Below are 26,286 nucleotides of genomic sequence, written 5' to 3'. Positions count from 1 at the left end.
GGCCAATCGCCGAACGCTGTCGACGCGCATCGCACATGGACCGGCCCAACCAAGCCATCCGGATCCACACCAACGACAGCGGCAAGCTGCCGTCTCGCCACGGAATGACGCAAGCCGCTAGCCGGCATACAAAAAAATGAGCGCATTGCCACCGTCCCGATGTCATCAGGACGGCGCCGCGCGCCGTCTGCATGCATCAACCCAGACGCTCCAGCAACTGCCGAGCTTCCGTTTGCGCGGTGGGATCGCCGTTGGCGGCCACCTCGATCAGCAAAGTGCGCGCAGTCTCGTGATCGCCCAGATCCATGTATGCCACCGCCAATTCCAGTCGCTCGCGACCGACCGGCGGATACGGCGATTCCGGCACAGCGACCACCGGCGCCTCGGGCGGATGCCAGGTCGGTTCCTGCCGGCCGACTGCGGTCGGCGCGGGCGACGGGGACCAAGGCGCCTCGGCAGCGGGCAGCGGCGTTTGCGCCGATACCGGCTCGAGCGCAGTAGCAGCATCGGCGCGATGGAGATCGATAGGCGGCGCAAACGGCGCAGGCTCCACCGCATCGTGCCGATACGCGTGTTGCGCCATCTCGCGCTCGAATGCATCCATGGCATCTTCTTGCTGTGCGCGGTGGTGATCGTCTGCAACCGGAGCCGGACTCGGCTCGTGCAGGCCTAAGGAACCGTGCGATTCGATACCCTCGACATGATCCAGCGGCGGCAGTTCCAGTGCATCCACCTCGTGGTGCGCGACCACAGGTGCCGATGCCGTCAGCGCCACCGCTTCGTCGTCGTATTCCGACAAGGGCGGCAACGGTGAGGGCTTACGCCGGCGCGAAAGCCACCAAGCGCCAACGCACAATACCAACAGACTCAATCCAGCCCATAGCCACAGCGACGACCCAGCCGCTCCCTGGACAGGTACCGGCTGCGCCTGTCCGGCTTGCGCCAGACGCTTCTGCGCCACAGCCAGGTCACTGTCCTTGAGCGCGAGCAGTTGCTGCTGCCGCGTCTTGAGCTTTTCCAGTTGTTCGACCCGCGAACGCAGTTCCTGAACCTCGGCATCGCGCACTGCGAGATCTTCGCGCGCCTGCTGCAATTGTTGCGTCGCCACTATGTCTCCTTCATTGCCAGCACCAGTGCCGGACTTAGCTCCCGCCCCACGGCGCGACGCCGGTACTGCCGGCGCGATTTCAAGGTGTGCGCCGGACGCGGCGGTAGACGTCGCGGCGACTGGCTTGGTCGCTGACGCCGCGCGGCCCTGCTGCGCCTGCGCAGGCTGCGGCACCGATGCCCGAACATCGCGCCACTGTGCGGCCTGCTCGCGCACCAACGCGGCCGCTGCGGCGGCATCCAGGCTAGCCAGATCTTCCTGACGCGGCATACGCAACACGGCGCCCCGCTTGAGCAGGTTGAGATTGCCACGAATGAAGGCGTCCGGGTTCGCGCGCAGCAAAGCGACCATGGTCTGGTCAAGCGAATGGCCATTTCCCCGCGCCAGTTGCCCGGCAATCTGCGACAAAGTTTGCCCGGCACGCACCGGCGCCAGCGCGTCGCCAGACGCGGCCACTGGCACGGCAGCTGGCGCCACCGCCCGGTTCGCCTGTGCCGGCGCCTGAGCAGCCGCCCCCGCCGACGGCGGCACCGATGAGGATGCGTGGCGGGTAATGCGATCGGACGGCGCTGCAACCGGAGCCTTGATTGCCGGCGCATCGACCACCGGGGCGGTGTTAGGCGTGTCAATTAACGCGGAATATTCCCTGACCAACCGGCCCTGCCCCCAATCGACCTCGATCAGAAAGTTCAACGACGGCGCCGCGACCGGCGTGCGGCTACTGACACGGATCACCGCGCGCCCCTGTTTGGTCTGCGCGAAACGGAACTGCAGCTCGCTGACCAAACCTTGCGGACGCTCCAGGCCGACTCGCGCGAAGGTTGCCGGCGAGGCCAGCGCCACCTGCGCTTGCTCGAGTTCGCCCGGCTGATTGGAGATCACCGGGATCTCGGCCAGAAATGGTTCGCCTGGCCTGGACAACACGCGGATATCGCCAAGACCCAGCGCAAACGCCGCCTGGCTGCATGTCAGCAACAGCAGCGCGCACAGCGCCCACCAGGCACGACCGGCACCAAGCGCGATCGACGCATCGCCGCCGACAAGGCGGGAATACAACAAGCGTAGTCCTCGGCGCATCCCGTCATTGCCCGTTGGTGTCATGGGAGCAAATATATATGAAAGCCGGGACGCGGGGCTCCAGACCCGAAAAGACGCAAGGCCAGGACCGATGCCCTGACCTTGGTAATACGTCATCTCAACGGACACACCCTGCGGGCACGCAAACGATCAAATCCGAGTGCGCCCCCAGGCATTTAGTTCTCTTGCGCCACCAACTCCGCCAACTGCACCGCGTTGAGCGCAGCGCCCTTGCGGATGTTGTCGGAAACGATCCACAGATTGAGGCCGCGCGGATGCGAAATATCCTCGCGGATGCGCCCGACGTAGACCGCATCCTTGCCGGAGGCATGGGTCACCGGTGTCGGGTAACCACCGGGTTTGCGCTCGTCGACCACCTCCACACCCGGCGCGGCGGCCAGCAACGCACGCGCCTGCTCCAGCGTGACCTTGCGCGTGGTTTCGATCGCCACCGCTTCGGAGTGACCATAGAACACCGGCACACGTACCGCGGTCGGATTCACTTGAATGCTGTCGTCACCGAGGATCTTGCGCGTCTCCCAGACCAGCTTCATCTCTTCCTTGGTGAAGCCGTTGTCCAGGAACTCATCGATATGCGGGATCAGGTTGAAGGCGATCTGCGCCTGGAATTTCTGCGGCTCGATGTCCTGGAAGGCCAGCAACTGCGCGGTCTGCTTGCCCAACTCTTCCATGCCCGAACGGCCGGCGCCGGAGACCGATTGGTAAGTGGCCACGTTGATGCGCTCGATGTTGAATGCGCGGTGCAGCGGCGCCAGCGCCACCATCATTTGCATGGTCGAGCAGTTGGGGTTGGCGACGATGCCGCGCGGGCGTTGCTTGAGCGCGTCCGGATTCACTTCCGACACCACCAGCGGCACATCGTCGTCGTAGCGGAAAGCCGAGGAATTATCGATCACCACCGCACCGGCCGCAGCGAATTTCGGCGCGTATTGCTTGGAGATATCGCCGCCGGCGGAGAACAGCGCGATGTCCACGCCAGTGGGATCGAAGGTTGCCAGGTCGAGCACCGTGACCTTCTGGCCCTTGAACTCGATCTGGCCGCCGGCGGAGCGCTCGGACGCCAGCGGGAACAACGTGGCCACAGGGAAATCGCGCTCGGCGAGGATACTCAGCATGGTGTCGCCGACAGCACCGGTGGCGCCGACGACAGCGACATTGAAACGACGAGTTGGGTTGCTCATGGAGGTGTTGGATTCACAGGAAAAAGTTGAGAAAAAACCGCCGTACTGTCAGAAGGATTCGCGGAACCTGCCATGCGCATCGCACGGACCGCCGCAGGTTCCCTATCGTTTTTTGTCCACTATCGCAGACGCTGCGTCGACCGAAACCGCAGTCGCGATCGCATCCAGGTTCAATGCATTGGGCGGACGTCCCGCGTTGGCACCGATGCCCAACGCGGCGAGCAAATTGTCTACCGCCAGCGCCACCATCGCGCGACGGGTCACCGCGCTGGCGCTGCCGATATGCGGGGTCAGCACCACATTGCGCAGCGCCAGCAACTCCGGGCGCACCGTCGGCTCGCCTTCGAACACATCCAGTCCAGCTGCGGCCAGACGCCCCTGCGCCAAGGCATCGGCCAACGCCAGCTCATCGACCAGACCACCGCGCGCGATGTTCACCAAGGTCGCAGTCGGCTTCATTTTGGCTAACGCGGTGGCATCGACAATGTGGTGCGACTGCACGCTGTATGGCAATACCAGCAGCAGGTGGTCGGCACGCGCTAGCAGCGCGTCAAAGCCGACGTACTCGGCGCGATGCGCGTGTTCCAACGGCTCCGGCAGGCGGCGGCGGTTGTGGTAGAGCACGCGCATCGAGAAGCCGGCGGCGCGGCGCGCGATGGCCTGGCCAATGCGGCCCATGCCGAGGATGCCGAGGGTGCTGCCATGGAGATCGGCGCCGAGCATGGTCTGGAACGACCATTGCCCCCAGTGCCCCTCGCGCAACCAGCGCTCGGCCTCGGTGATCCGCCGCGCCGCGGCCATCAGCAGCGCGAAGCCGAGATCGGCGGTGGTTTCGGTGAGCACATCGGGGGTATTGGTGGCGACGATGCCGGCCGCGCTGAGCGCGTCCAGGTCCAGGTTGTTGTAGCCCACGCCAACGTTGGCGATGGCGCGCAAGCGCGGTGCGTCGGCGATCTCGGCGGCACCGATGCGCTCATTGAGGGTGACCAGTGCGCCATCCAGCGGCGCCAGTGCCGCGGCCAGTTGCGCCGGGGTGTACGCGGTCACCGTCGTGGTGGTGGTCAGCACGCAATGCGCGTCCAGCCGTGCGACGACATCGTCGAACAGCGGCTGGCTGACCCACACCCGCGGACGCGGGTCAGCCATCGCCAGCGCCGGGAATGCGCGGCCCGACCACGCCGACATCGCCGCACTGCGCGCGGTGACGCAGCGCCTGATCCATCAGCACCAGCGCCATCATCGCCTCGGCGATCGGCGTGGCGCGGATGCCGACACAGGGATCGTGACGGCCGGTGGTGATGACGTCCACCGTCTGCCCGTCCACATCCACTGTGGCGCCGGGCAAACGCAAACTGGACGTGGGCTTGAACGCCAACGACGCCACGATCGGCTGGCCAGTGGCGATGCCGCCCAGCACGCCGCCGGCATGATTGGATTGGAAACCCTCCGGTGCGATCAGATCGCGATGCTCGGTGCCCTTCTGGGTCACCACCGCGAAGCCGTCACCGATCTCCACCCCCTTGACCGCATTGATGCTCATGAACGCGCCGGCCAATTCGCCATCAAGCTTGCCGTAAATCGGCTCGCCCCAGCCCGGCGGCACGCCATCGGCGACCACAGCGATCCGCGCGCCGATCGAATCGCCGGACTTGCGCAGCGCATCCATGTACGCCTCCAGCGCCGGCACCTGCGGGGCGTGCGGCCAGAAGAAATCGTTGCCCTCCACCGCGTCCCAGGCAAAGCCCTGCGGCAGCAGCTCTCCCAACTGGGCCAGATACCCGCGCACGCGCACGCCGTAGCGCTGTGCCAGCCACTTCTTCGCGATCACGCCTGCGGCCACGCGCATCGTGGTTTCGCGTGCCGAAGAGCGGCCGCCGCCGCGTGGATCGCGGATGCCATATTTTTGCCAGTAGCTGTAGTCCGCATGCCCCGGACGGAACTGGCGCCCGATGTGCGTGTAGTCCTTGCTGCGATGGTCGGTGTTGCGGATCAGCAGACCGATCGGGGTGCCGGTGGTGCGTCCCTCGTAGACACCGGACAGAATTTCGATCTCATCGGCCTCGCGCCGTGCCGAGGTATGCCGGCTCTTACCGCTGGCACGACGTTGCAGATCGTGGGTAAATTCGCTGGCATCCAGTTCCAACCCGGGCGGACAACCATCGACCACGCAGCCGATCGCCGGCCCGTGCGATTCACCGAAGGTGGTCACGGTCAACAGGGTACCGAAGCTGTTCGCGCTCATGACTGTGGCATCACCGATGCGCGGCCAGCGCGGCGATGCGCGCGTGGTGCGCGACCAACGCGCTGCGCTCCACCGCGAAAATACCCATCTGCCCGACCTTGAACTCGATCCAGGCGAAGTCCACCTCCGGCAGCAACTGCACCAGCACGCGCTCGGATTCGCCGACTTCGCAGATCAACAGCCCATCCTCGCTCAGGTGCGCCGGCGCGTCGCGCAGGATCTTGAGCGCCAGATCCAGGCCATCCTCGCCGGCACGCAGGCCCAGTTCCGGCTCGTGCGCGTACTCCGGCGGCAATGCGTCGGTTTCGGCATGGGTGACGTAAGGCGGATTGGTGACAATCAATTCGTAGCGGCGCCCGCCCAGCCCGGCGAACAGATCGGACTTGACCAGCGCGACATTGTCGGCCAGCAAGCGCTGTTTGTTTTCCGCGGCCAGCGCCAGTGCCTCGTCGCTGATGTCGACCGCATCCACCTGCCAGTTCGGGTTGTAATGGCCCATCGCGATGGCGATGCAACCCGAGCCGGTGCACAAGTCCAGCGCGCGGCTCACCCTACGCCCGGCCAGCCACGGCTCGAAACCGGCCTCGATCAGCTCGGCGATCGGAGAACGCGGCACCAGCGCGCGCGCATCGCTCTTGAAACTCAGCCCGGCGAACCAGGCTTCGCCGGTCAGGTAGGCGGCCGGGATGCGCTCGGCGATGCGGCGCTCGAACAGCGCCAGCACCTGCGCCTTCTCCGGCGTGGTGACCCGCGCGCTGCCGTAGGCCGGCCCCAGATCGTGCGGCAGATGCAGCGCGTTCAGCACCAGATGCGTGGCTTCGTCCAGCGCGTTGTCGTAGCTGTGACCGAAGCTCAACTCGGCGGCGTTGAAACGGCTGGTGCCGTAGCGGATCAGGTCGATGAGCGTGTGGAGTTCGGCAGCCGCGTCGGCAGTCATGGCAACAAGCAAGGCGATTCGGACCCCGATTATAGAGGCCAGAACGCTATGATGAGCGTTCGTTGCATGGGAAATCAGCATTCGTATGTTCAACCGCACCTTCGGCATCGTCCTGGTGGTTGCCCTGGCCGCGGGCCTGGGGTTGCTGCTGGCGCAGAGGTTCTTCATCGGCAGTCCTGTCCCGGCCTGGCCGGAAACCCGCACCGTGCGCCTGTACCCACAACCGCGCGCCCTGCCCGACGTCCATCTGCGCCAATCCGATGGCAGCGCGCTGACGCCAAGCGCGCTCAAGGGCCATTGGACGCTGGTGTTCCTCGGTTTCACCGCCTGTCCGGATGTGTGCCCCACCACCCTGGCCACCCTGGCCCGCGCGCAGGCGCAATGGCAGACGATTCCGGACAACCTGCGCCCACGGGTGCTGTTCGTCTCGGTCGATCCGCAGCGCGATACGCTGGCGCGGCTGGGCCAGTACGTGCGCGCCTTCCACAAGGACACCCTCGCTGCCACCGCCGACATGCCCGAACTGGAACGCTTCGCCACCGCGCTGGGCTTCGTGTTCCAAAAAGTACCCGGCACGCATTTCGCGCAGAATCCCAACGATTACAGCATGGACCACTCCGCCGCGATCGCGGTGCTCGATCCGCAGGGCCGGCAGGCTGGATTGATCCGCCCACCGTTCGACGCGGCGGCGATCGCCGCCGATCTGCAAGCGCTGACCAAGACCACCACGCCATGAGCCTCATAACCCGATTGACTTACGTGCTGCCGCACCGGCTGCTGTCGTCGCTGGCGCGGCGCCTGGCCTATTCGTCGCAACCAACGCTGAAACAATGGCTGATCGACACCGTGGTGCGCCGCTTCGACGTGGACCTGAGCGAGGCCGCGCAGCCCGATGCGCGCGCCTACCCCACCTTCAACGCCTTTTTCACCCGCGCGCTGAAGCCCGGCGCACGTGTCGCCGATGCCAATCCACAGGCGCTGCTGATGCCGGCGGACGGCCGCATCAGTCAACTCGGCCAGATCGAGGATGGGCGCATTTTTCAGGCCAAAGGCCAGTCGTTCACCGCTGCGGAATTACTCGGCGACGCTGCGGCAGCAACACCCTTCGCCAATGGCTTGTATGCCACCGTGTACCTGTCGCCACGCGACTACCACCGCGTGCACATGCCCTGGACCGGCACCCTGCGCGAGACCGTGCACGTGCCGGGGCGGTTGTTCAGCGTCGGCACCGATGCGGTGCGCAGCGTACCGCGGCTGTTCGCGCGCAACGAGCGCTTGGTCTGCCATTTCGATACCGACTTCGGGCCGATGGTCTCGGTCATGGTCGGCGCGCTATTGGTGTCGGGCGTGGAAACGGTGTGGAGCGGCGTGGAGATCCCGCGCTACGCAAACCGCATCACCCGCAAGGACTGGCGGGGCAAGGGAATCAAAGTGCAACGATTCGAGGAGATGGCGCGCTTCAACTATGGCTCTACGGTCATCGTGCTGCTCCCGCCCGGCGTAGCCGCGTTCGACCCGACGCTGAAAGCGGAATCACCGGTGCGGCTCGGCCAAGCGCTGGCACGGCGACTGCACGGCTGACGGGCGGCAGCGATAAACCGCCTGATGCTACGTCGAGAAATCCACCTCACCCACATAGCATCGAAGCAAATCGCCCGAGACTGCCGCCTCACCGCCATGTGCCGAACGAGGCACTCGAAAAGGCAATTGCTGCCAGCCGCCTGGCACACGCGTTAGCGTGCGTCCCCAGCCAGCGGCATCCACGTCAACGGCCATTTTCAGCGACTATTTTTCACAGCCGGACAGTTTCAACGACTGCCCCGGCTTCACCGCATAGCTAGGCGCGCGCAAACCGTTGGCCTTGGCAAGCTCCTTGACGTCGCAGTCGTGATGGTCGGCGATCTTGCCCAACGTGTCGCCCTTGGCGACGCGGTAGCTTCGCACCGGCTTTTGCTTCTCTTTGGGCTTGACCGAGGCCGGATGACCGGTGGCAACCGTGGTCCGCACACCAGCAACCTGCCTGACATCGCCCACTGCAACATTACCGGTGAAATCGGCAGCCGGCGCACCGCGGCCGCTGCGCACGGCGGCATTGACGTCGGCGGTGATCAGCGCGCGGGCCAGATCGGCGCGCGGGCCACTCACGCAGTAACGGCTGTACAAGCCGACGATCTTGGTGGTGGCGTTGAGAGCCACCCCGGCTGGAATCCAGCCATCGGGCTCGTAGCGCGGGTTGAGATTGCGCAACACACGCATGTAGCCATCGCGCGTGCCATCGCTGCCCAGGCAGATAGTCAGCTCGTAGATGGTGGTGGTCTTGACCAGACGCAGGATGGCCGGTTGCGCATTGACCTTGGGGAACGCCACGCCGTATTGCTGCGGATGCATAAAGATCCACGCAGCGGCGATCACCATCGGCACATAATCCTTGGTCTCTGGCGGAAACTGGTTGTAAACCGCCGCATCCCAAAAACTATTCCCCTGCATCTGGTTGAACACCCGTGCAGCGCGGCCTTCGCCGCCGTTATAACCGGCCAGCGCCAGTTCGACGTTGCGATTGAGTTCGGCCATGCGCTCATTGATGTAGGTGGCGCTGGCCTCGGCGGCGCTACGCGCGTCGTAACGGGTATCGAAGCCGGTGCCATCTGGCCCCAGACCGAAACGGCGTCCGGTTGCCGGCATGAATTGCATCAACCCGGCAGCACCCACGCGCGAACTGGCATGCACGCGACCGTTGGACTCCTTGGCGATAATGCCGAACAGCAGCGCCTCGGGCAGGTTGCGCTTCTCCCATTCCGGCCACATGACCGCGCGCAGGTTCTCGTAGTTCTCATAACTACTCATCAGCGCAGGGCGCATGTCGGTGAGCCAGCGGCGGATACCGGCCTGCACCGCCGGGTTGTATTCCACCATCGAATCGAAAGCATGACGCTTATCGCTGAGCAGACGCGCTGCACGTAACGCCTCCGGCACGTCGGCGGCCAGCGGACTGATGTGATCCGGATCGGCCTGCAACGGCGGTGCGTCATCCGTGGCGACATCGGCATCGCTGGCCGCGCCTTGCGCATCGGTTTTGGCTTTCAGCAGACGCTTGTATGCACCCAGGTAGGTACCGACCTGGCAATTGCGCTGCTTGATGCAGGCTTCGATCACGTCCTCGATATCCTGCAGCGCAGCATCGCTCTCCTGAGTGCCCTTGGGGTCGTTGTTGCCGAGCAGCACCATGGCATCGTTGTAGCGCTTCTCGGCCGCAACAAGACGCTGATCGAGAACGGCAATGGCGGCCTGATCGCGGGCGGAGACGCGGGCAGCATGGGCAGAGGGGACGGCACAGATCAGCGCCATGGCGGCCCCGACGGACCACACGTTGGAGAGGCGGAACGTAAGGGGCATGGCGGAACGCGGCGACGGAAAGGCCGCAGAGTAGCCCCCACCATCGCATTGCGGCAAGCCGGCGGCCATGGCGGTACTGTTTGCGGGGTGACATCGTTCACATCGCCACCGCCGGGCCGGCACTGGCCTAGCGCACGCGGGTGCGCACGCCCGACGCACACGCTAGCATCGCCCTCCGCTTGACCGTGATTGTGTCCCGATGAGCCGCTGGCGCCCCCCTGCCGAAAAAAGCACAGCCCTGATCACCCCGGAAGGCCATGCCCGGCTCAAGGCCGAACTGGACGAGCTGTGGCGCCTGCGCCGCCCGGAGGTAGTCAGGGCGCTGGCCGCCGCCGCCGCCGAGGGTGATCGCTCGGAGAACGCCGAATACACCTACCGCAAAAAGCAATTGGGCGAAATCGACCGCCGCGTGCGCTACCTGAGCAAACGCCTGGAAGCGCTGCGCGTGGTCGCCGACGCTCCGTCGGACCCGCAGGCGGTGTTCTTCGGCGCGCGCATCGCACTGGAGGATGCCAACAGCGGCGAACTGCGCCGCTACCGCATCGTCGGCCCGGACGAGACCGACGCCGCGCGCGGCTGGATCAGCATCGATTCGCCACTGGCGCGTGCATTACTGAAAAAACGCATCGACGACGAGGTGGAAGCACAATTGCCCGGTGGCCGCCACAGTTTCGTGGTGGTGGCGGTGGAATACGGCGCGCCTTGAACCTGCGAGGGCCACGCGCCGCATGTGCCGATCCAACCGACCTCAGAGCACCCGCAAATCCAGCGACCACGACGGTGCCTGATGCGCCGGCAAGGCATCGCCGAACAGATCGTGTTCGTCGCTGTCGGTGATTTCCACCTGGACCAGATCGCCTGGTTTGAGGCCGCTTTCGGCGCCATTTTGCATATGCACAAGGCCATCGATCTCGGGCGCATCGGCCTTGGAACGCGCCACCGCAATGCCGTCTTCCAGCAAATCCACCAGGCATTCCTGCACGCTGCCGATCTTGGCGTCCAAGCGTGCCGCAGAAATTTCCGCCTGCCGCGCCATGAAGCGCGCCAACCGTTCCTGCTTGAGCGCCTCCGGCACCGGATCCGGCAAGGCGTTGGCACTGGCGCCTTCCACTGGCGAGTAGGCGAAGGCGCCGACACGGTCGAGTTGGGCGGCGTCCAAGAACTCCAGCAACTGTTCGAACTCGGCGTCGGTCTCGCCTGGGAAGCCAACGATGAAGGTCGAGCGCAAGATGATGTCCGGGCACAACGCGCGCCGGCCTGCACGCGTTCCAGTGTGCGCTCGACCGCGCCCGGCCGCTTCATCAGTTTGAGAATGCGCGGGCTGGCGTGTTGAAACGGGATGTCCAGATATGGCAGCAACTTGCCTTCGGCCATCAACGGGATCACGTCATCCACATGCGGATACGGATACACGTAATGCAGCCGCGTCCATGCGCCCAGTTCCGCCAATCCCTCGCACAGCGCCGTCATCCGCGTCTGATAGGCGCGACCGCGCCACTCACGCTCTGCGTACTTCAGATCCACGCCATAAGCAGAGGTATCCTGCGAGACGATCAGCAATTCGCGCACCCCGCCTTTGACCAGACGCTCGGCCTCGCGTAACACCTCATCGACCGGGCGCGACACCAGATCGCCCCGCATCGACGGAATGATGCAGAAGCTGCAACGGTGATTGCAGCCTTCGGAGATCTTCAGATACGCGTAATGGCGCGGGGTCAGCTTGACCCCGATGTCGTCCTCGCTGCTGCCGCGACCGCGCGGCAGCAGGTCCACGAACGGATCGTGACGCGGCGGCAGCGCCGCATGCACCGCCTCCATCACGCTCTGATAGTCCTGCGGTCCGGACACCGCCAGCACATCCGGGTACGCCGCGCGAATCTGCTCCGAGCGCTTGCCAAGGCAACCGGTGACAATCACCTTGCCGTTCTCGGCCATGGCCTCGCCGATCGCCTCCATCGACTCGGTCACCGCCGCATCGATGAAGCCACAGGTATTGACCACCACCACATCGGCCGCGTCGTAGCTGGGCACGATTGCATAACCCTCCGCGCGCAACTGGGTGAGGATGCGTTCGGAGTCGACCAGGGCCTTCGGTCAGCCGAGGCTGACGAAGCCGACTTTGGGGTTCGCAAGAGACATGGGGCCGGGTTCCGGGGCCGGGAAGAAAAAGCACGCGGATCATAGCGGGCCAAGGTGGCTTGCGCGGCATGCCAGCACCCAGCCCTTCACCCGTTCCCCCGCCTTGGTCGCAGCCATGGATAATCCACCGCATCTTCCGCCACAGGAGCGCACCATGGGCCACTGGATCACCCTCTCCACCGCGCACGGCCAGGTCTCCGCCTGGCACGCTCAGCCAGACGGCATCCCGCGCGCCGGGCTGGTGATCATCCAGGAAATCTTCGGCGTCACCGCCTACATCCGCGAAGTCGCCGAGCGCTATGCCGCCCAGGGCTACGCGGTGCTGGCGCCGGCGCTGTTCGATCCGATCGAGAAAGACGTGCAACTGACATACGACCAGGACGGCGTGCACAAGGGCCTGGAGCTGGTCGGTGCGCTCGGCTTCGAGCGGGCCTTGGACATCGTGCAGGCCGCCGCACAGACGCTGGCCCCGGCCGGCAAGGTCGGCACCCTCGGCTACTGCTGGGGCGGTAGCGTCGCACTGCTGGCGGCACTGCGCTTGGGCCTGCCCTCGGTGAGCTACTACGGCGGGCGCAACACCCAGTTTCTGGACGAGACGCCGAAGGCGCCGGTGCTGTTCCACTTCGGCGCGCACGACAACAGCATCCCCGCCGAAGCGGTGCAGCAGCACCGCGAAAAACTGCCGCAGATGCAGACCTTCGTGTATCCGGCCGGACACGGCTTCGACCGCCACGTCGATCCGCATCACCACGACCCGGACAGCGCCGAGCGCGCACGCGAACGCAGCCTGGCCTTCCTCGCCGAGCACCTGGGTTGAGTCACGGCCATGGCCGAGTTCATGCTCGATCCACGCCTGCACGCCGACAGTGCGTTCGTCGCCGACGGACCACTGTCGCAAGTCCGGCTGATGGACGATGCCCGCTTCCCGTGGCTGCTGCTGGTACCGCGGGTAGCCGATGCCAGCGAATGGATCGACCTGGACGGCAACCAGCAGCGCCTGCTATTGGCCGAGATCAATCAGCTCTCGCAGTTGCTGCGCCAGGAGCCGGACGTGCGCAAGCTCAATATCGGCGCACTAGGCAACGTGGTGGCGCAATTGCACGTGCATGTCTTGGGACGGCATCCGGGCGATGCGGCCTGGCCCGGACCGGCGTGGGGCAGCGGCCCAGCCCAGCGGCTGCCCGCCGATCTGCTCCAGGCGCGTGTCGCGGCCTGGCGCCAGCGGCTACGATAAGCAACCTTAAATTTGCGGAAGCCGCACTCCAATGAAATCCAATGCGATCGCCGCCATCGTGCTGATCCTGATCGGCCTGGTGTTCCTGGCCAACAACCTGGGCTGGACCCATCTGAGCCTGGGCCGATTGATCGCGACCTGGTGGCCGGCAATTCTGGTCGCGGTCGGCGTCGGCATGTTGTTCGGCCGCGGCAAATAACCGCCGACACCGACACATGGCGGCGGCGTGGCGGATCAACGACGGACGTTGAACACCCCGGCGCCAGCGCTCGGATCGTGCCAGCAGCGCTTGTCTGGGGGGCCCTCGTGATCGAAAGGGAAACTCAGGTTCTGGGCAAGGTCACGCCGGTCTGGCCCTGGTACTTGCCACCGCGGTCCTTGTAGCTGGTTTCGCAGATCTCGTCGGACTCGAAGAACAGCATCTGCGCGACACCTTCATTGGCATAGATGCGCGCTGGCAGGGGTGTGGTATTGCTGAACTCCAGGGTCACGTGCCCCTCCCACTCCGGCTCCAGCGGGGTCACGTTGACAATGATGCCGCAGCGCGCGTAGGTGCTCTTGCCCAGGCAAACCACCAGCGTACTGCGCGGAATGCGGAAGTACTCCACCGTCCGTGCCAAGGCAAAACTGTTGGGCGGGATGATGCAGACATCCGATTCGATGTCGACGAAACTCCCGTTGTCGAAGTGCTTGGGATCGACGATGGTCGAGTTGATGTTGGTGAACACCTTGAATTCGCGCGAACAACGCACGTCATAGCCGTAACTCGAAGTGCCATAACTGACGATGCGCTCGCCATTGACCTGTTTGACCTGGCCCGGTTCGTACGGCGCGATCATGCCGTGCTGTTCGGACATGCGGCGGATCCAACGGTCGCTCTTGATGCTCATGGGTAGTCCTGATGCCGATGGCGGCAGGCCACGGCCTGCACGCCGGAAACGCGACCGACGCCGAAAACGGGCCGCAACAGCCGGCGATTCTAGCTGGTCGTGGGCCATTCGCCGAGCGGCTCCGGCCCTCAACGCAACGCCGCGGCAATCGGGATGGCCGCACGCGGCCGCTTGCGCAACTCCTCGACCAAGCGCTGCGCCGTGGCCATATAGGCTTGTGCCGCAACCGACTCCGGCGCCGCCACCACGATCGGCGTGCCGGCATCGCCTTGCTCCCGGATCGCAATCGCCAGCGGCAGCGCCCCCAACAGCGGCACTCCATACTCCTGCGCCATGCGCTGGCCGCCGCCCGCACCGAACACATGCTCAACATGGCCGCACTGGCTGCACGTGTGCATCGCCATGTTCTCGACGATGCCCAGCACCGGCACTTCGACCTTCTCGAACATCTTCAGCGCCTTTTTTGCGTCCAGCGTGGCGATATCCTGCGGAGTGGTGACGATCACCGCACCGGCCACCGGGATCTTCTGCGCCAGGGTCAACTGGATGTCGCCGGTACCCGGCGGCAGATCGATCAGCAGGCAGTCCAAGTCGTCCCACAGCGTGTCGGCGAACAACTGCGTCAACGCCGAGGTCGCCATCGGCCCGCGCCAGATCATCGGCGTGTCCTGGTCCACCAGCAGGCCGATCGACATCGCCTCGATGCCAAAAGCGCGCATCGGTTCGATCGTCTTATCGTCCGGGCTGTCCGGCCGACCGCTCAACCCGAGCATCGCCGGCACGCTGGGCCCATAGACATCGGCATCCAGCACCCCGACCCGTGCCCCCTGACGCTGCAGGGCCAGGGCCAGATTCACTGCCGTGGTGGACTTGCCCACCCCGCCCTTACCGGAACCGACGGCGATGACATTACGGATACGGGGATGCGGCGCGAGTTTGGGCTGGACGGCGTGGGCGGGAAGGCGGAGATGTTCGGTCATTGGGAAACTCATCGAATGAAATGAAACGCTTGCACGCAGGGCACTGCGCGGCAAGCGGGAGACGGGGACAGGACCGCACCGCGACCATGGCTGTTGACCCAGCGGTCGCGACGCGAGGGATCAGATGGACATACGACTATACAAGTGCGAGGCATTCGCCATCCTCGGCCATGTGCCTCTGTACCCACGCCTGCCGCGCAAATTTGCGCAATCGGCACCCGAACGCCCCGTGTACGGACGCGATGGCCCGACGCGGGCACGCCAATCGAAGCGCACCGGCAACGGCGCGCAAGGCACGCATCGTGACCGTCACTCGCCGCTCCCGCCCCATCCGGGAGAAACAGAATCACCGATCTGGTGCGAGCCGTGCGTCGCCCGCGGACACCAGCGCCACCTCCAGACATGCATTCGTTAGGCACCGCACGTCGTTCGCCTGCTCGCCCAACGCATCCATTCAGCATCATGTACATACAACGCCCCAACATGATGCGAATCGGTCATCCGCTGCACGTAATCGGCTGTTTCACCGATGTTTGCCATTGAATCCAGACATATGCAGTCCGTAGACAAAAAAAGAGACAGGCTCATAAAGTCAACCGTTAAGTCCGTGTTACGTTTGGTCACATCGCGGGAAGCGATCCAACTTTCGACACACATGTCGTGGCACGAGGCCGAGTCCCCCCTCTCATCGATTGATTTTCGGGAACAGAAAAATCATGACTGCTCGTCACACTCGTTATTTCATGCATCGCCAACTCAGTGCCGCACTTGTCTCGGCCATGTTGCTCCCAACAGCGTTCAACGCCCTTGCGCAGGACAGCGCATCCGATGGCAAGTCAACCGACAAGACGACGAACCTAAGCAAGATCACCGTCACCGGCTCGCTGATTCCGCAAAGCCAGATCGAGATCGCCACCCCGGTCACCACGATCGATGCCGAGGAAATCAAGGCTCGCGGCTTCAGCAGCGTCGCCGAAGTGCTGCAGAAGAGCTCCTTCGCCACCGGCGGAGTGGAAGGCGGGCAAAGCTCCAACACCTTCACCCAGGGCGCGAAGTCCGTCAGCCTGTTCGGCCTGCCGCAGGGGTACGTGAAATACCTGATCGACGGCCGTCCGATGTCGAACTACCCCGCGCTGTACGACGGCACCGATACCTTCAACAACATCAGCGGCATTCCGATCGACCTGATCGACCGCATCGAGATTCTGCCGGGCGGCCAATCGGCCCTGTATGGCTCCGACGCCATCGCCGGCGTCATCAACGTGATCCTCAAGAAGAAGCTGGACGGCGCGGTGTTCAGCATCCGTGGCGGCCGCTACTTCGAAGGCGGCGGCAACAACTTCCGCGCGACCTTCGCCGATGGCTGGACCTCCTCCGATGGCCGCACCAGCTTACTGGGAGGCGTGCAGTACGAGGAAAAGGACCCGATCTGGGCCTACCAGCGCGACCTGACCAAGCAGTTCAACACCCAGGGGTATTCCCCACAATTGGTTGGACGCAACTTTCTGGTCTACGGTAAGAAAACAAGCTACCACTTCCTGGATCCAGCGCGATGCCAGAACGTCTCCCGCCTGTTCGATGGCACCGAAGCTTTGCAGCGCCGGGTCGGTTTTGGCGATGAATATTACTGCGGTTCGGCCTACATGCCGGGTTATCGAACCCTCAACAGCAGCCTCAAATCCGCGCAAGTCTACCTGCACGGCACCCACGACATAAATGATAACGTGCAACTCTACGGCGACACGCTCTACAACCACGAACAAACCAAGTACCACCCTGGGGCAAGCTTGATTTGGTGGAACACAGCGTCAGACTTCGGCTATTACTACGACCCGAAAATAAAAGATCTGGTCAACCTGCAACGCAGTTTTGCGCCAGAGGAAATGGGCGTCAATGGCATCAAGGACACCATGGCTCACGACAAGAGCGAGTCGGTGCGCGTCACGTTTGGTGCCAAAGGCACACTCGGCCAATCGACCTGGGACTACGATGCCGGCGTCACCTACACGCAGTACAAACTCCAAGAAAACATTTTCGTCCGCTACAAAGCAGCAATCGATCAATTTTTCATCGACAAGGTGCTCGGACCGCAACTCGGCGTGGACCCGATCTATGGCACCTACCCGGTCTATTCGCCGAATTACGCGGCGTTCTACCAGCCGATTAGTCAACAGGAATTCGCCAGCTTCACCGGTTATGCCACCAACAAGAGCAAAACCTCCGACGGCATGATTCGTCTGCAAGCGACCAACGCCAAGCTATTCAGCCTGCCCGGTGGCGATGCTGGCTTAGCCGTCGTCGGGGAATACGGCAAGCAGAAATGGTACTACGACCCGGATCCTGCGATCCTCAACGGTGATATCTGGGGCCTGACGTCGGTGTCCGGCGGTGGTCAGCGCGACCGCTACGCGCTGACCTCGGAACTGCGGATGCCGGTCTTCGACCCACTGACCATCACCCTGGCAGGCCGCTACGACGCGTTCAAGGCCAGCGGCCGCACCATCGACAAGCCGACCTACAGCGTCGCACTGGAGTACCGTCCGTTCGAATCGCTGCTGCTGCGTGGCAAATACGGCACCGCGTTCCGTGCACCGACCCTGTCCGATCTTTACCAAGGCAAGAGCGGCTATTACAACACCGTGACCGACTACTACCAGTGCGCACAGCGCGGCTACCTGCCAGGCAACACCGATAATTGCCCACAACAGTATTCCAGCGCCCAGTTCTTCGGCACGCAGTCCGGCAACTTGGGGCTGAAGCCGATCAACGCCACGGTTTGGAGCGCAGGCTTCGTGTGGTCGCCGGTGGAGCGCATGGCCCTGACCGTCGACTATCTCAACTGGGATATCAGCGATGAAGTCACCCTGCAAAGCTCCGATGCGCTGAGCCTGCAGGACTACCGCTGCCGCGCCGGCATCGACTCCCCCAGCTCGGCACTGTGCCAAGCCGCCGAATCACAGGTCACCCGCGATTCGACGGGCCAACTCGCCACCATCTATACGCCGAAGATCAACATCTCCAACCAGAAACTGGAAACAGTCATCGCCTCCTTACGTTATGGCTACGACCTGGGACGCTGGGGTGACCTGAGCAGTATTGTCAGCTACACCCAGAACCTGCGCCACAAGTACGTGCGCTACGCCGGAGACACCCCAGTGGATCTGCTCAACGATCCATACTGGAGTACCGATCCCAAGCGCAAGGCCGATGCGGCGCTCACCTGGGATATCGGCGATTTCTCGACCACCTGGTATGCCAACTGGTTCGACAAGACGCCCAACTATGCCGCGACATTGAACGCCGATGGCTATGCCGGAACGCGAGGCGGGAAACTTCCTTCGCACATCACCCACAACGCCAGCATCACCTACAAGGCATTCGAGGGCATGGAGCTGTCGCTGATGGTGACCAACGTGTTCAACAAGATGCCGCCGCTCGACAAGTCCTATCCTGGCAGCACATATTGGGCGTACAACGATTACAACTACGACGTGTACGGCCGCGCGTACTACCTGCAAATGCATTACGCGTTCGGCAAGTAAGCGGATACGCACAATCGGAAAAGCCCACCCCCGCGGGTGGGCTTTTTTGCGTACGCTGTAATTGGAATTTTGTACGTACATCATCACCACTTCACGGCATATACGGCCCATGACACATCGCCGCCAAGCGAAAATTACGCGCTTTTGATAAGCGCACACACCGCCCTTCGCGCCCGGCAGAGTAGGCGGCGGCGTTTGAAGTCCACAGACGAGGCGACCATATCGACAGACATCGCCACACCGCGGTGCGTCCGCCATCGCGCCACGAATCCACGCTAGGCCGCGCCGCCTATTCCACGATCGCCTCGCTCGAACCGATGCGCGCTTGCTTGCCTTACTGTGCGCAAACAGCGACGCAGCTCAACCACGCAACAGGGCCATCGCCGCGTTGTGGCCGGGCGCGCCAGTCACGCCACCGCCAGGATGCGTACCAGACCCACATAGAAACAAGCCAGCAATCGCACCGCGATACGCGGCTTGGCCAAGCATCGGCCGCGCACTGAACAACTGGTTGAGGCTCAACGCACCATGAAAAATGTCGCCGCCGACCAAACCGAACGTGCGCTCCAGGTCCAGCGGAGTCAGCACCTGCCGCCCCAACACCGAGGCGGCGAAACCCGGCGCGTAACGCTCGACGGTAGCGATCATCAGGTCCGCGACCACGTCGCGATACGCATCCCACGAACGCCCCTGCGGCAATTGCGGCGCTACGTGCTGGCAGAACAGACTGGCCACGTGCTGACCGGGCGGCGCCAGCGATGTATCCAACGTGCTCGGAATGAGCAATTCAATGATCGGGTCGCGCGACCAGCCCTGCGCACGCGCATCGTGGTAGGCACGATCCATGTAGCCCAGGCTCGGCGCCAGCACGATGCCGGCGGTGAGATGATCGCCTGGCTCGGGCAACGCGCGGAACGTGGGCAACCGCGATAGCGCCACGTTCATGCGAAACGTGCCGGAACCACAGCGCCAGTGCGCCATGCGCTCCAAGGTGGCGGCCGGCACGTGCCTGGGGTCGAGCAGGCGTTCGTAAAGCAACTTGGGATTGACGTTGGCGACCACATGCCGCGCGTACACACGTTCGCCACGTTCGGTCAGCACGCCGACTGCGCGTCCGTCCTTGACCAAAATCTCAGCCACACCGACATCGGTACGGATGCGGGCGCCGGCCGCGACTGCGGCCTTGGCCATCGCCTGCGTGATCGCGCCCATGCCGCCCAGCGCGTGCCCCCAGGCGCCCTTGACCCCGTTGCTTTCGCCGAACACATGGTGCAACAGCACGTAGGCCGAACCCGGCGTGTACGGGCTAGCGTAGTTGCCGACGATACCGTCGAAGCCGAACAAGGCCTTGACCGGTTCGCTCTCGAACCAGCGCTCCAGATACTCGGCGGCCGAGAGCGTGAACAAATCCAGCAACTCCTGGCGCAAGGTCGCCTCCAATGCATGCAGGCGCCGCCCGAGGCGAGCGGCACGCAGCAACTCCGGTAGCGCCTGCCACCAGCCGCCCTCGGTGACGTTGGGTGGCGGCTGCAACGCCAGCGCACGCAGCACGTCGGCAATGCATTCCAGCCGCGCCTCGTAGGCGGGTAGGCGAGCGGCGTCGCGCGCGGAGAATTTGGCGATTTCGGACTGGGTCAGGCCAGCGCCGGTCAGTAGATAACGGTCGTTCGGCAACGGCAGGAAATTGTTGCGGCGTCGCGGCACGATGCGCAGGCCATGCCCGGCCAGATCGAGGTCGGCAATCACTTTGGGCTGCAGCAGCGACACCGTATACGACGCCACCGAGTTGCGGAATCCTGGGTGGAACTCCTCGGTGACCGCAGCACCACCGACCACGCCGCGCCGCTCCAGCACCGTCACCGTCCAACCGGCCCGCGCCAGATACGCGGCGCAGACCAGGCCGTTGTGGCCGGCCCCCACGATCACGGCATCGCATGGCGGCTTGCTGCGCATTGCGGGCATGGTAAGCGAGTCCCGTGGCGGCGGCAGCGTGGTCGACCATCACGCCATGCCCATGACCTTCGACACCCCTGCCCCCCTCTGAAGCACGATAGAGTCTGCCCTCGGCCCATCCGGGCCATTCCGTATCCACGCTGGCCTGGAGCCTCACAGTGACCCTTCGCCCCCCTAAGATCTTGCTGCTGTCCCTCGCCGTGAGCGCCGCACTGGGCGGCTGCGGCAAGCACGACGCGGCCGCCCCCGCCGCCGACACCGCCAAGCCCGCCGCGACAACCGCACCAGCCCCCGCGCCCGCCGCGGCCGAACTCACCCTCGACACCAGCAAGCTGCCACCCTACAGCGCATTCAACATCGACGATCTGGATCCCAGCAAGAACGCCTGCGACGACTTCAATGGCTACGTCAACGGAAAATGGCTGGCCACACACGAGATCCCCAAGGACCGCAGCACTTGGGGCTCGTTCTCGATCCTGGAGGAGCGCTCGGTCGCCGTGCAGCACCAACTGGCCGAACAGGCTGCCGCCGCAACCAACGCAAAGGGCGTGGAAAAGATCGTCGGCGACTTCTGGGCCTCCGGCATGGACGAAGCCAAGATCAACGCGCAAGGCCTCGCCCCGCTGAAGGCCGAGCTGAGCGCGATCGACAACCTCAAGGATGGCCCAGCGGTGGCGGACTACCTGCGCCAGAGCGCGGCCAAGGGCGAGAAAACCCTGTTCTCTTTTTACGCGGGGCCCGACTACAAGAACTCGTCCATGAACATGGCCTACGCCATGCAAGGGGACCTCGGCCTGCCCGACCGCGGCTACTACCTCGATGCCGACAAAAAGGACAAGCTGAAGGCGTACCAGGCACACGTCGCCAAGGTACTGGAACTGTCCGGCGTGCCAACGACCGACGCCGCCAAGCAAGCGCAGGACGTGGTGGCGCTGGAAACGCGCTTGGCCAAAGTCTCCAAGTCAATCGAACAACTGTCGCGCGATGAAGCGCTGTCCTACAACCCGATCACCCCGGCCGAAGCCGACAAGCTGACTCCGAACTTCCCCTGGACCAAATTCTTCGAATCGCAAGGCGTGGCGGTGCCGGAGAAGTTCTCGCTGGCAATCCCCGCCTTCCACCAGGAGGTCAGCAAGGCATTGGGCGATACCGATCCGGCGGTGTGGCGCGCCTATCTGCGCTTCCACACCGTGGATAACGCCTCGCCGTACCTGAGCGATGCCTTCGTACAAGAACGTTTCGCGTTCTACAACAAGGAACTCAACGGCCAGGCGGAGATGAAGCCGCGCTGGAAGCGCGTTCTCCACAGCATCCAGGACGGCGCTGGCGAGGCAATGGGCCAGATGTACGTCAAGGTTGCCTTCTCCGCCGACGACAAGGCCAAGATGGAGCAGTTGGTCGACAACCTGCGTCAAGCGTTGAAGGCGCGGATCGAAAAGCTCACCTGGATGAGCGAGGAAACCAAGGCAAAAGCCTTGGACAAATGGAAGACCTTCACCCCGAAGATCGGCTACCCGGACAAGTGGCGCGACTACAGCGGCCTGAACACGCAGCGCGACAGCTACCTGGACAACGTGCGCGCCGCCAACGCCTTCAACTACAAGTACGTACTGAGCAAAATCGGCAAGCCGGTGGACAAGACCGAGTGGGACATGACTCCGCAAACGGTCAACGCGTACTACAACGCGCAGCGCAACGAGATCGTGTTCCCCGCGGCGATCCTGCAGCCGCCGTTCTTCGACCCGAAGACCGACGACGCGTTCAACTACGGCGGCATCGGCGCGGTGATCGGCCACGAGATGACCCACGCCTACGACGACCAGGGCGCGCGCTTCGGGCCGACCGGCAACATGGAAGACTGGTGGACCAAGGCCGACGCCAAGAAATTCGCCGCGCTCACCGGCAAACTGGTCAAGCAGTTCGACGCTTACAAAGTGGACGGTAAACCAGTCAACGGCAAGCTGACCCTGGGCGAAAACATCGCCGACCTGGGCGGTCTGACCACCGCCTACGATGCCTTCAAGAAAGCCACCGAGGGCAAGGACGACCCGAAGGTCAACGGCATGGCCCGCGACCAGAATTTCTTCATCAACTGGGCCACGGTGTGGCGGACCAAATACACTCCGCAGACCGCGATGATGCTGCTGATCACCGACCCGCACGCCCCGTCGCAGTTCCGTGCGATCGGCGCTCCCTCGAACCTGCCGGCGTTCGCCGCAGCGTTCCAGTGCAAGCCGGGAGCCCCGATGGTGCGCAGCGGCGACAAGCAGGTGGTGATCTGGTAAACGCCGCACACACGCGGCGTCCATCGAAAAGGCCCGGCATGTCCGGGCCTTTTCCTTGCCTGGCAAACGCGCAGCGTGCCACTGCCGACGCGCGCGGCACGACACACCACGCACCATCGGCACAGTTGCACGTCGCGGCTTGTTAAACTTGCCGACTTGATTCCTGACCGGATGCGTTCCAGATGCTCATTGCTCGTCCGCTTGCCCTTGCCGTCACCCTCGGCCTGATCGCCCTGGCATCCACCGCCGATGCTGCGCCCAAAAAGAAACATGCCGCTGCCCCCAAGCCCCCCGCCGTCAGCGCCGCCTGCAGCGATTTCTACGGCGACGCCAATGCGGATTGGTTGAAGCGCAACCCGGTGCCGCAAACCGGCGCAGTCACCGCTCTGAGCCAACTCGCCGAGCACGCCCAACAGCAGCAACGCGACCTGCTCGACGCGGCAATGCAGTCACCGCAGAACCAAGTGCAGAAGGCACTGGGCGACTTCTGGGCCAGCGGCCTGGACGAGGCCGCGGTGGAGAAAAATGGCTCCACTCCGATTGCGCCGCTCCTCAGCCGCATCGATGCGATCAAGAAAGCCAAGGACGTACCAGCCTCGATCGCCGCGCTACATCAGATCGGCATCCCGGTCGCGTTCAATTTCGGCGCCGACGTCGACCTGAAGGCGCTGGACCGCCACATCGGTTACTTCATGCAGGGCGGCATGGGTCTGCCCGACCCGGCCTTTTACACCCGCACCGACGCCGACACACTGGCGCTGATGGGCCGCTACCGGACCTACGTCAAACAGATCCTGACCCTGACCGGCGCACCAGCGGCCACGCTCGACGCCGACGTGCAGTCGGTGCTGCAGATCGAAACCGCGCTGGCGCGCAGCGCCAAATCCCTGGCCGGCATCAACAACCCGTTCAACAACTACGCGCCGATCTCCACCAAGGACTTGAACAAGCAGTATCGCAATCTGCAATTGGACGCCTTCCTCAAGGCACAGGGCGTCAACGACGACCTGGTGTCAATGGCCGATCCGGACATGTTCAAGCAACTCGACGGCATGATCCTCAGCATCAAGCCCGAGCAGTGGAAGGCCTACCTGCGCTGGCGCGTCGGCGATGCGATGGCGCCATACCTGTCCAAGAGCTTCCGCGACGCCAACTTCGACTTCCGCGGCCGCGTACTGGAAGGCCAACCCACGCCACCGCCACGCTGGGCACAGGTGCTGGACGCGATCAACGTCGCTGCCGGGCCAATGCTCGGCCACGAATACGTCGCCCGTTATCTCAACGCCGACACCCGCCACAAAGCCGAGACCATCGCCGACCAAGTGCGCGATGCGCAGATCGCCGCAGTCAAGCGTAGTACCTGGCTCAGCGAACCCGCACGCACCGAAGCGCAAGCCAAGCTGGCCGCCCTGAAGATCGAAGTCGGCGCACCGCATCGCGACCTCGACTACACCCTGCAACCAACCGGCCGCGGCAGCTTCGGCGGCAACATGCTGATCGCTTCCACTTGGCGCCATCGCGAAGAAATGAAGCGCATCGGCAAGGGCAACGCCGACCGCCGCTGGGACGTGTTGCCGCAGCAACCAGCACTGACCTACGACATCGCCCAGAACCGCCTGATCGTCACCGCCGCCGTGTTGCAACCGCCCGTATTCGCTAGCGGCGGCGACGCTGCTGCGCTATACGGCAGCTATGCGGCGCTGGTCGCGCACGAATTGATCGGCGCGATCGACGACAAGGGCAGTCAGGTCGATGCCCAGGGCCAGTTGCGCACTTGGTGGAGCGCCGAGGACAAGAACGCCTGGAACGCACTGGCCGCACGCGCCGCCACGCAATACGGCGCTTATGATTTCCCCGGTGTGAAAGGCGCCAAAGTCAACGGCACGCTTACCCAATACCAGGACCTGACCGACATCGGCAGCGTCGAACTCGCCTGGCAGGCCTACGCCGCCGCCCAACCCACCGCCAGCGATGCCGGCAAGCAAGCGTTCTACACAGCCTGGGCAGGCCTGTGGGCGCAGCAGCTATCGCCGAGCGAAGCGGTGCAACGCGTCACCGCCGACGTGCACGCGCCTGGCCGCTGGCGCACCAACGGCCCCCTGGCCAACCAACCGGCCTTCGCCGCGACCTTCAGCTGCAAAGCAGGACAGCCGATGGTGCGAAGCGACGCCGAGCAGATTCACCTGTGGCCGTAACTGCTATCGGATAAGCAACTCCATGCACGACGGCGCGGACAACCGCGCCGTCGTCGTGTTGGTCGCGACTTTTCTTCGGCGCATGGCCCGGGACAGAACACGTCATACCCTCGCCCATTTTTTGCTCAGGTCATCCGGTGAATCTCGGCATCGGCCAAGAACAGCAACCCACTTTTATTGCTCGATTCATCGTGGCTACAGGGGCCAATGCTGGCAAAACGCTTATTTTACAATGGACTCGTTTTCTTTGAGGTTGGTCAACGGATCTCTCCATCATCAATGAATCCGAGTTAACCATATACAATCCACTAATCAATATTAAATATCGTGACGCTAACCACATTATTATATTTTCAATGTTGCCTTTGAATAATCGATTCGACATCATAGTTATGCGATGCAATTTTAAGAAGTTAGAAAATCCACTTAGGCGCTTTGAAACAATGCGTAACCATTCGAATAATTTGCGTATCGCCGTGCCTACATGTTTCATGTGCTTCTCGCCGTATCAATCGGCAATGGCAAGGAGCTGCTGACCAATTGCCCACCTTGCTTGAAAGTGCATCGCATGCTTTATTCATGTAAATGATGCAGCGTGTCTCGCGTTTATAATTTGATAATTACGATTTTATCTGAAGTTCGCACTTATATTTTCAAAAATTTATTTTTTGGAGCAATATGATGGCCACTGATTTGAATATTTGCAAGATCGTGCTGTGCGCCCTGTTTGTAATGACCACAAGTGCCGCTACAGCGGCTGACGCGCAACAACCCGACACTGTGTTGTACAACGTGCAGAACTGGAGGCCGGACGTCGTGGCTATAAAGGTTACCACCAATAACTCCACGGGTTGCGCGCAAGTACGCTCGGCCAATGGAAACCCCCAAAACAACGACACAATACCCTTCCAGGTCGGTATCACACAAAGCGTTGTGGCGATGTCACAGCGTGATTGCAGCAATGGTCACGGTATAGCTGGATTATATGCATCCGCTTCCGTATCCAAACCAGGGATCATTATTATCAGGGGCAATCAACTCCAAATTCTCCCTAATCGTTGATCTGCGTAGGACGAGTCTGTAAATCGAACTGCTTGGACTCCACTTCC

General features: G+C 63.4%; 19 protein-coding genes and 1 pseudogene. 10 read left to right on the top strand and 10 right to left on the bottom strand.

Annotated elements, in window-relative coordinates:
* Nucleotides 1-196 precede the first annotated feature (196 nt).
* The 5 genes from XalbCFBP2523_RS10315 to prmB all read right to left on the bottom strand — a co-directional run bounded on the left by XalbCFBP2523_RS10315 (nucleotide 197) and on the right by prmB (nucleotide 6,566).
* Nucleotides 197-2,167: a motility hub landmark protein FimV gene (locus XalbCFBP2523_RS10315; protein WP_343251075.1), complete on the bottom strand. Its 1,971-nt coding sequence runs from the start codon at nucleotides 2,165-2,167 to the stop codon at nucleotides 197-199.
* Nucleotides 2,168-2,361: 194 nt separating this feature from the next.
* Entirely contained in the window at nucleotides 2,362-3,387 is a 1,026-nt protein-coding gene (locus tag XalbCFBP2523_RS10310; RefSeq protein WP_045764344.1) for an aspartate-semialdehyde dehydrogenase, read from the bottom strand.
* A 102-nt stretch (nucleotides 3,388-3,489) separates the two neighbouring features.
* Nucleotides 3,490-4,533 carry a 2-hydroxyacid dehydrogenase gene (locus XalbCFBP2523_RS10305; RefSeq protein ID WP_045766663.1) on the bottom strand — a complete coding sequence of 348 codons (1,044 nt, stop codon included), beginning with the start codon at nucleotides 4,531-4,533 and terminating at the stop codon, nucleotides 3,490-3,492.
* On the bottom strand, nucleotides 4,526-5,629 hold the full coding sequence (gene aroC / locus XalbCFBP2523_RS10300) for a chorismate synthase (RefSeq protein ID WP_012915506.1): 1,104 nt from the start codon (nucleotides 5,627-5,629) through the stop codon (nucleotides 4,526-4,528). Before aroC ends, XalbCFBP2523_RS10305 begins: the two co-directional genes overlap by 8 nt.
* A 10-nt stretch (nucleotides 5,630-5,639) precedes the next feature.
* A complete protein-coding gene (gene prmB / locus XalbCFBP2523_RS10295; RefSeq protein ID WP_045765484.1) occupies nucleotides 5,640-6,566 on the bottom strand; it encodes a 50S ribosomal protein L3 N(5)-glutamine methyltransferase in 927 nt (308 codons plus the stop codon).
* Between the two features lie 85 nt (nucleotides 6,567-6,651).
* On the opposite strand from prmB, the gene XalbCFBP2523_RS10290 reads away from it, so the two are divergent.
* Entirely contained in the window at nucleotides 6,652-7,302 is a 651-nt protein-coding gene (locus tag XalbCFBP2523_RS10290; RefSeq protein WP_045765483.1) for an SCO family protein, read from the top strand.
* Complete coding sequence (gene asd, locus XalbCFBP2523_RS10285) at nucleotides 7,299-8,147, top strand: archaetidylserine decarboxylase (protein ID WP_045765482.1); 849 nt, start codon at nucleotides 7,299-7,301, stop codon at nucleotides 8,145-8,147. Before XalbCFBP2523_RS10290 ends, asd begins: the two co-directional genes overlap by 4 nt.
* Before the next feature lie 204 nt (nucleotides 8,148-8,351).
* Here the strand turns inward: asd and XalbCFBP2523_RS10280 are convergent, their stop codons facing one another.
* Complete coding sequence (locus XalbCFBP2523_RS10280; RefSeq protein WP_045766662.1) at nucleotides 8,352-9,959, bottom strand: transglycosylase SLT domain-containing protein; 1,608 nt, start codon at nucleotides 9,957-9,959, stop codon at nucleotides 8,352-8,354.
* A gap of 199 nt (nucleotides 9,960-10,158) precedes the next feature.
* Between XalbCFBP2523_RS10280 and greB the strand changes: the two genes are divergently transcribed.
* Nucleotides 10,159-10,665 (top strand): transcription elongation factor GreB, encoded by a 507-nt coding sequence (greB, locus tag XalbCFBP2523_RS10275; RefSeq protein WP_045765481.1) that lies wholly within the window; start codon nucleotides 10,159-10,161, stop codon nucleotides 10,663-10,665.
* A 42-nt stretch (nucleotides 10,666-10,707) separates the two neighbouring features.
* Here greB and rimO read toward each other — a convergent pair.
* Nucleotides 10,708-12,044 (bottom strand): annotated as a pseudogene (gene rimO / locus XalbCFBP2523_RS10270) (30S ribosomal protein S12 methylthiotransferase RimO).
* A gap of 208 nt (nucleotides 12,045-12,252) precedes the next feature.
* Here rimO and XalbCFBP2523_RS10265 point away from each other — a divergent pair.
* From XalbCFBP2523_RS10265 to XalbCFBP2523_RS10255, 3 genes are read left to right on the top strand one after another with little or no spacing between them, the layout of a single operon-like run.
* Nucleotides 12,253-12,915, top strand: coding sequence for a dienelactone hydrolase family protein (locus tag XalbCFBP2523_RS10265; RefSeq protein WP_045766661.1), 663 nt, complete (start codon nucleotides 12,253-12,255; stop codon nucleotides 12,913-12,915).
* A 9-nt stretch (nucleotides 12,916-12,924) separates the two neighbouring features.
* Complete coding sequence (locus XalbCFBP2523_RS10260) at nucleotides 12,925-13,332, top strand: HIT domain-containing protein (protein ID WP_045765480.1); 408 nt, start codon at nucleotides 12,925-12,927, stop codon at nucleotides 13,330-13,332.
* A 31-nt stretch (nucleotides 13,333-13,363) separates the two neighbouring features.
* Nucleotides 13,364-13,531, top strand: coding sequence for a LiaI-LiaF-like domain-containing protein (locus XalbCFBP2523_RS10255; RefSeq protein WP_012915497.1), 168 nt, complete (start codon nucleotides 13,364-13,366; stop codon nucleotides 13,529-13,531).
* Between the two features lie 124 nt (nucleotides 13,532-13,655).
* Here the strand turns inward: XalbCFBP2523_RS10255 and dcd are convergent, their stop codons facing one another.
* Together dcd and apbC are read right to left on the bottom strand one after the other, a co-directional pair.
* Nucleotides 13,656-14,222: a dCTP deaminase gene (dcd, locus tag XalbCFBP2523_RS10250; RefSeq protein WP_012915496.1), complete on the bottom strand. Its 567-nt coding sequence runs from the start codon at nucleotides 14,220-14,222 to the stop codon at nucleotides 13,656-13,658.
* A gap of 128 nt (nucleotides 14,223-14,350) precedes the next feature.
* On the bottom strand, nucleotides 14,351-15,202 hold the full coding sequence (apbC, locus tag XalbCFBP2523_RS10245; protein WP_045765479.1) for an iron-sulfur cluster carrier protein ApbC: 852 nt from the start codon (nucleotides 15,200-15,202) through the stop codon (nucleotides 14,351-14,353).
* Nucleotides 15,203-15,981: 779 nt separating this feature from the next.
* Between apbC and XalbCFBP2523_RS10240 the strand changes: the two genes are divergently transcribed.
* Nucleotides 15,982-18,744: a TonB-dependent receptor plug domain-containing protein gene (locus tag XalbCFBP2523_RS10240; protein WP_045765478.1), complete on the top strand. Its 2,763-nt coding sequence runs from the start codon at nucleotides 15,982-15,984 to the stop codon at nucleotides 18,742-18,744.
* A gap of 360 nt (nucleotides 18,745-19,104) precedes the next feature.
* Here the strand turns inward: XalbCFBP2523_RS10240 and XalbCFBP2523_RS10235 are convergent, their stop codons facing one another.
* Entirely contained in the window at nucleotides 19,105-20,697 is a 1,593-nt protein-coding gene (locus tag XalbCFBP2523_RS10235) for a phytoene desaturase family protein (protein WP_045765477.1), read from the bottom strand.
* Between the two features lie 158 nt (nucleotides 20,698-20,855).
* On the opposite strand from XalbCFBP2523_RS10235, the gene XalbCFBP2523_RS10230 reads away from it, so the two are divergent.
* From XalbCFBP2523_RS10230 to XalbCFBP2523_RS16370, 3 genes are all read left to right on the top strand, one after another.
* Entirely contained in the window at nucleotides 20,856-22,982 is a 2,127-nt protein-coding gene (locus tag XalbCFBP2523_RS10230) for a M13 family metallopeptidase (RefSeq protein WP_045765476.1), read from the top strand.
* A gap of 182 nt (nucleotides 22,983-23,164) precedes the next feature.
* Nucleotides 23,165-25,177 carry a M13 family metallopeptidase gene (locus XalbCFBP2523_RS10225; RefSeq protein ID WP_045765475.1) on the top strand — a complete coding sequence of 671 codons (2,013 nt, stop codon included), beginning with the start codon at nucleotides 23,165-23,167 and terminating at the stop codon, nucleotides 25,175-25,177.
* 681 nt (nucleotides 25,178-25,858) lie between these two features.
* A complete protein-coding gene (locus tag XalbCFBP2523_RS16370; RefSeq protein WP_152625021.1) occupies nucleotides 25,859-26,239 on the top strand; it encodes a hypothetical protein in 381 nt (126 codons plus the stop codon).
* The last annotated feature ends 47 nt before the right edge of the window (nucleotides 26,240-26,286 follow it).

The organism is Xanthomonas albilineans, from assembly GCF_002939705.1.
Taxonomy (GTDB): Bacteria; Pseudomonadota; Gammaproteobacteria; order Xanthomonadales; family Xanthomonadaceae; genus Xanthomonas_A; species Xanthomonas_A albilineans.
The sequence above is the reverse complement of the archived record's forward strand: the minus strand, read 5'-3'. Positions and strand labels throughout refer to the sequence as shown.

Coding starts and splice junctions, on each gene's coding strand:
- XalbCFBP2523_RS10235 (WP_045765477.1), bottom strand. CDS start 20,697: ATGCGCAGCAAGCCGCCATGCGATGCCGTGATCGTGGGGGCCGGCCAC.
- XalbCFBP2523_RS10280 (WP_045766662.1), bottom strand. CDS start 9,959: ATGCCCCTTACGTTCCGCCTCTCCAACGTGTGGTCCGTCGGGGCCGCC.
- XalbCFBP2523_RS10305 (WP_045766663.1), bottom strand. CDS start 4,533: ATGGCTGACCCGCGTCCGCGGGTGTGGGTCAGCCAGCCGCTGTTCGAC.
- prmB (WP_045765484.1), bottom strand. CDS start 6,566: ATGACTGCCGACGCGGCTGCCGAACTCCACACGCTCATCGACCTGATC.
- XalbCFBP2523_RS10240 (WP_045765478.1), top strand. CDS start 15,982: ATGTTGCTCCCAACAGCGTTCAACGCCCTTGCGCAGGACAGCGCATCC.
- XalbCFBP2523_RS10310 (WP_045764344.1), bottom strand. CDS start 3,387: ATGAGCAACCCAACTCGTCGTTTCAATGTCGCTGTCGTCGGCGCCACC.
- XalbCFBP2523_RS10225 (WP_045765475.1), top strand. CDS start 23,165: ATGCTCATTGCTCGTCCGCTTGCCCTTGCCGTCACCCTCGGCCTGATC.
- asd (WP_045765482.1), top strand. CDS start 7,299: ATGAGCCTCATAACCCGATTGACTTACGTGCTGCCGCACCGGCTGCTG.
- XalbCFBP2523_RS10290 (WP_045765483.1), top strand. CDS start 6,652: ATGTTCAACCGCACCTTCGGCATCGTCCTGGTGGTTGCCCTGGCCGCG.
- XalbCFBP2523_RS10260 (WP_045765480.1), top strand. CDS start 12,925: ATGGCCGAGTTCATGCTCGATCCACGCCTGCACGCCGACAGTGCGTTC.
- dcd (WP_012915496.1), bottom strand. CDS start 14,222: ATGAGCATCAAGAGCGACCGTTGGATCCGCCGCATGTCCGAACAGCAC.
- XalbCFBP2523_RS16370 (WP_152625021.1), top strand. CDS start 25,859: ATGGCCACTGATTTGAATATTTGCAAGATCGTGCTGTGCGCCCTGTTT.
- XalbCFBP2523_RS10265 (WP_045766661.1), top strand. CDS start 12,253: ATGGGCCACTGGATCACCCTCTCCACCGCGCACGGCCAGGTCTCCGCC.
- XalbCFBP2523_RS10255 (WP_012915497.1), top strand. CDS start 13,364: ATGAAATCCAATGCGATCGCCGCCATCGTGCTGATCCTGATCGGCCTG.
- aroC (WP_012915506.1), bottom strand. CDS start 5,629: ATGAGCGCGAACAGCTTCGGTACCCTGTTGACCGTGACCACCTTCGGT.
- greB (WP_045765481.1), top strand. CDS start 10,159: ATGAGCCGCTGGCGCCCCCCTGCCGAAAAAAGCACAGCCCTGATCACC.
- apbC (WP_045765479.1), bottom strand. CDS start 15,202: ATGACCGAACATCTCCGCCTTCCCGCCCACGCCGTCCAGCCCAAACTC.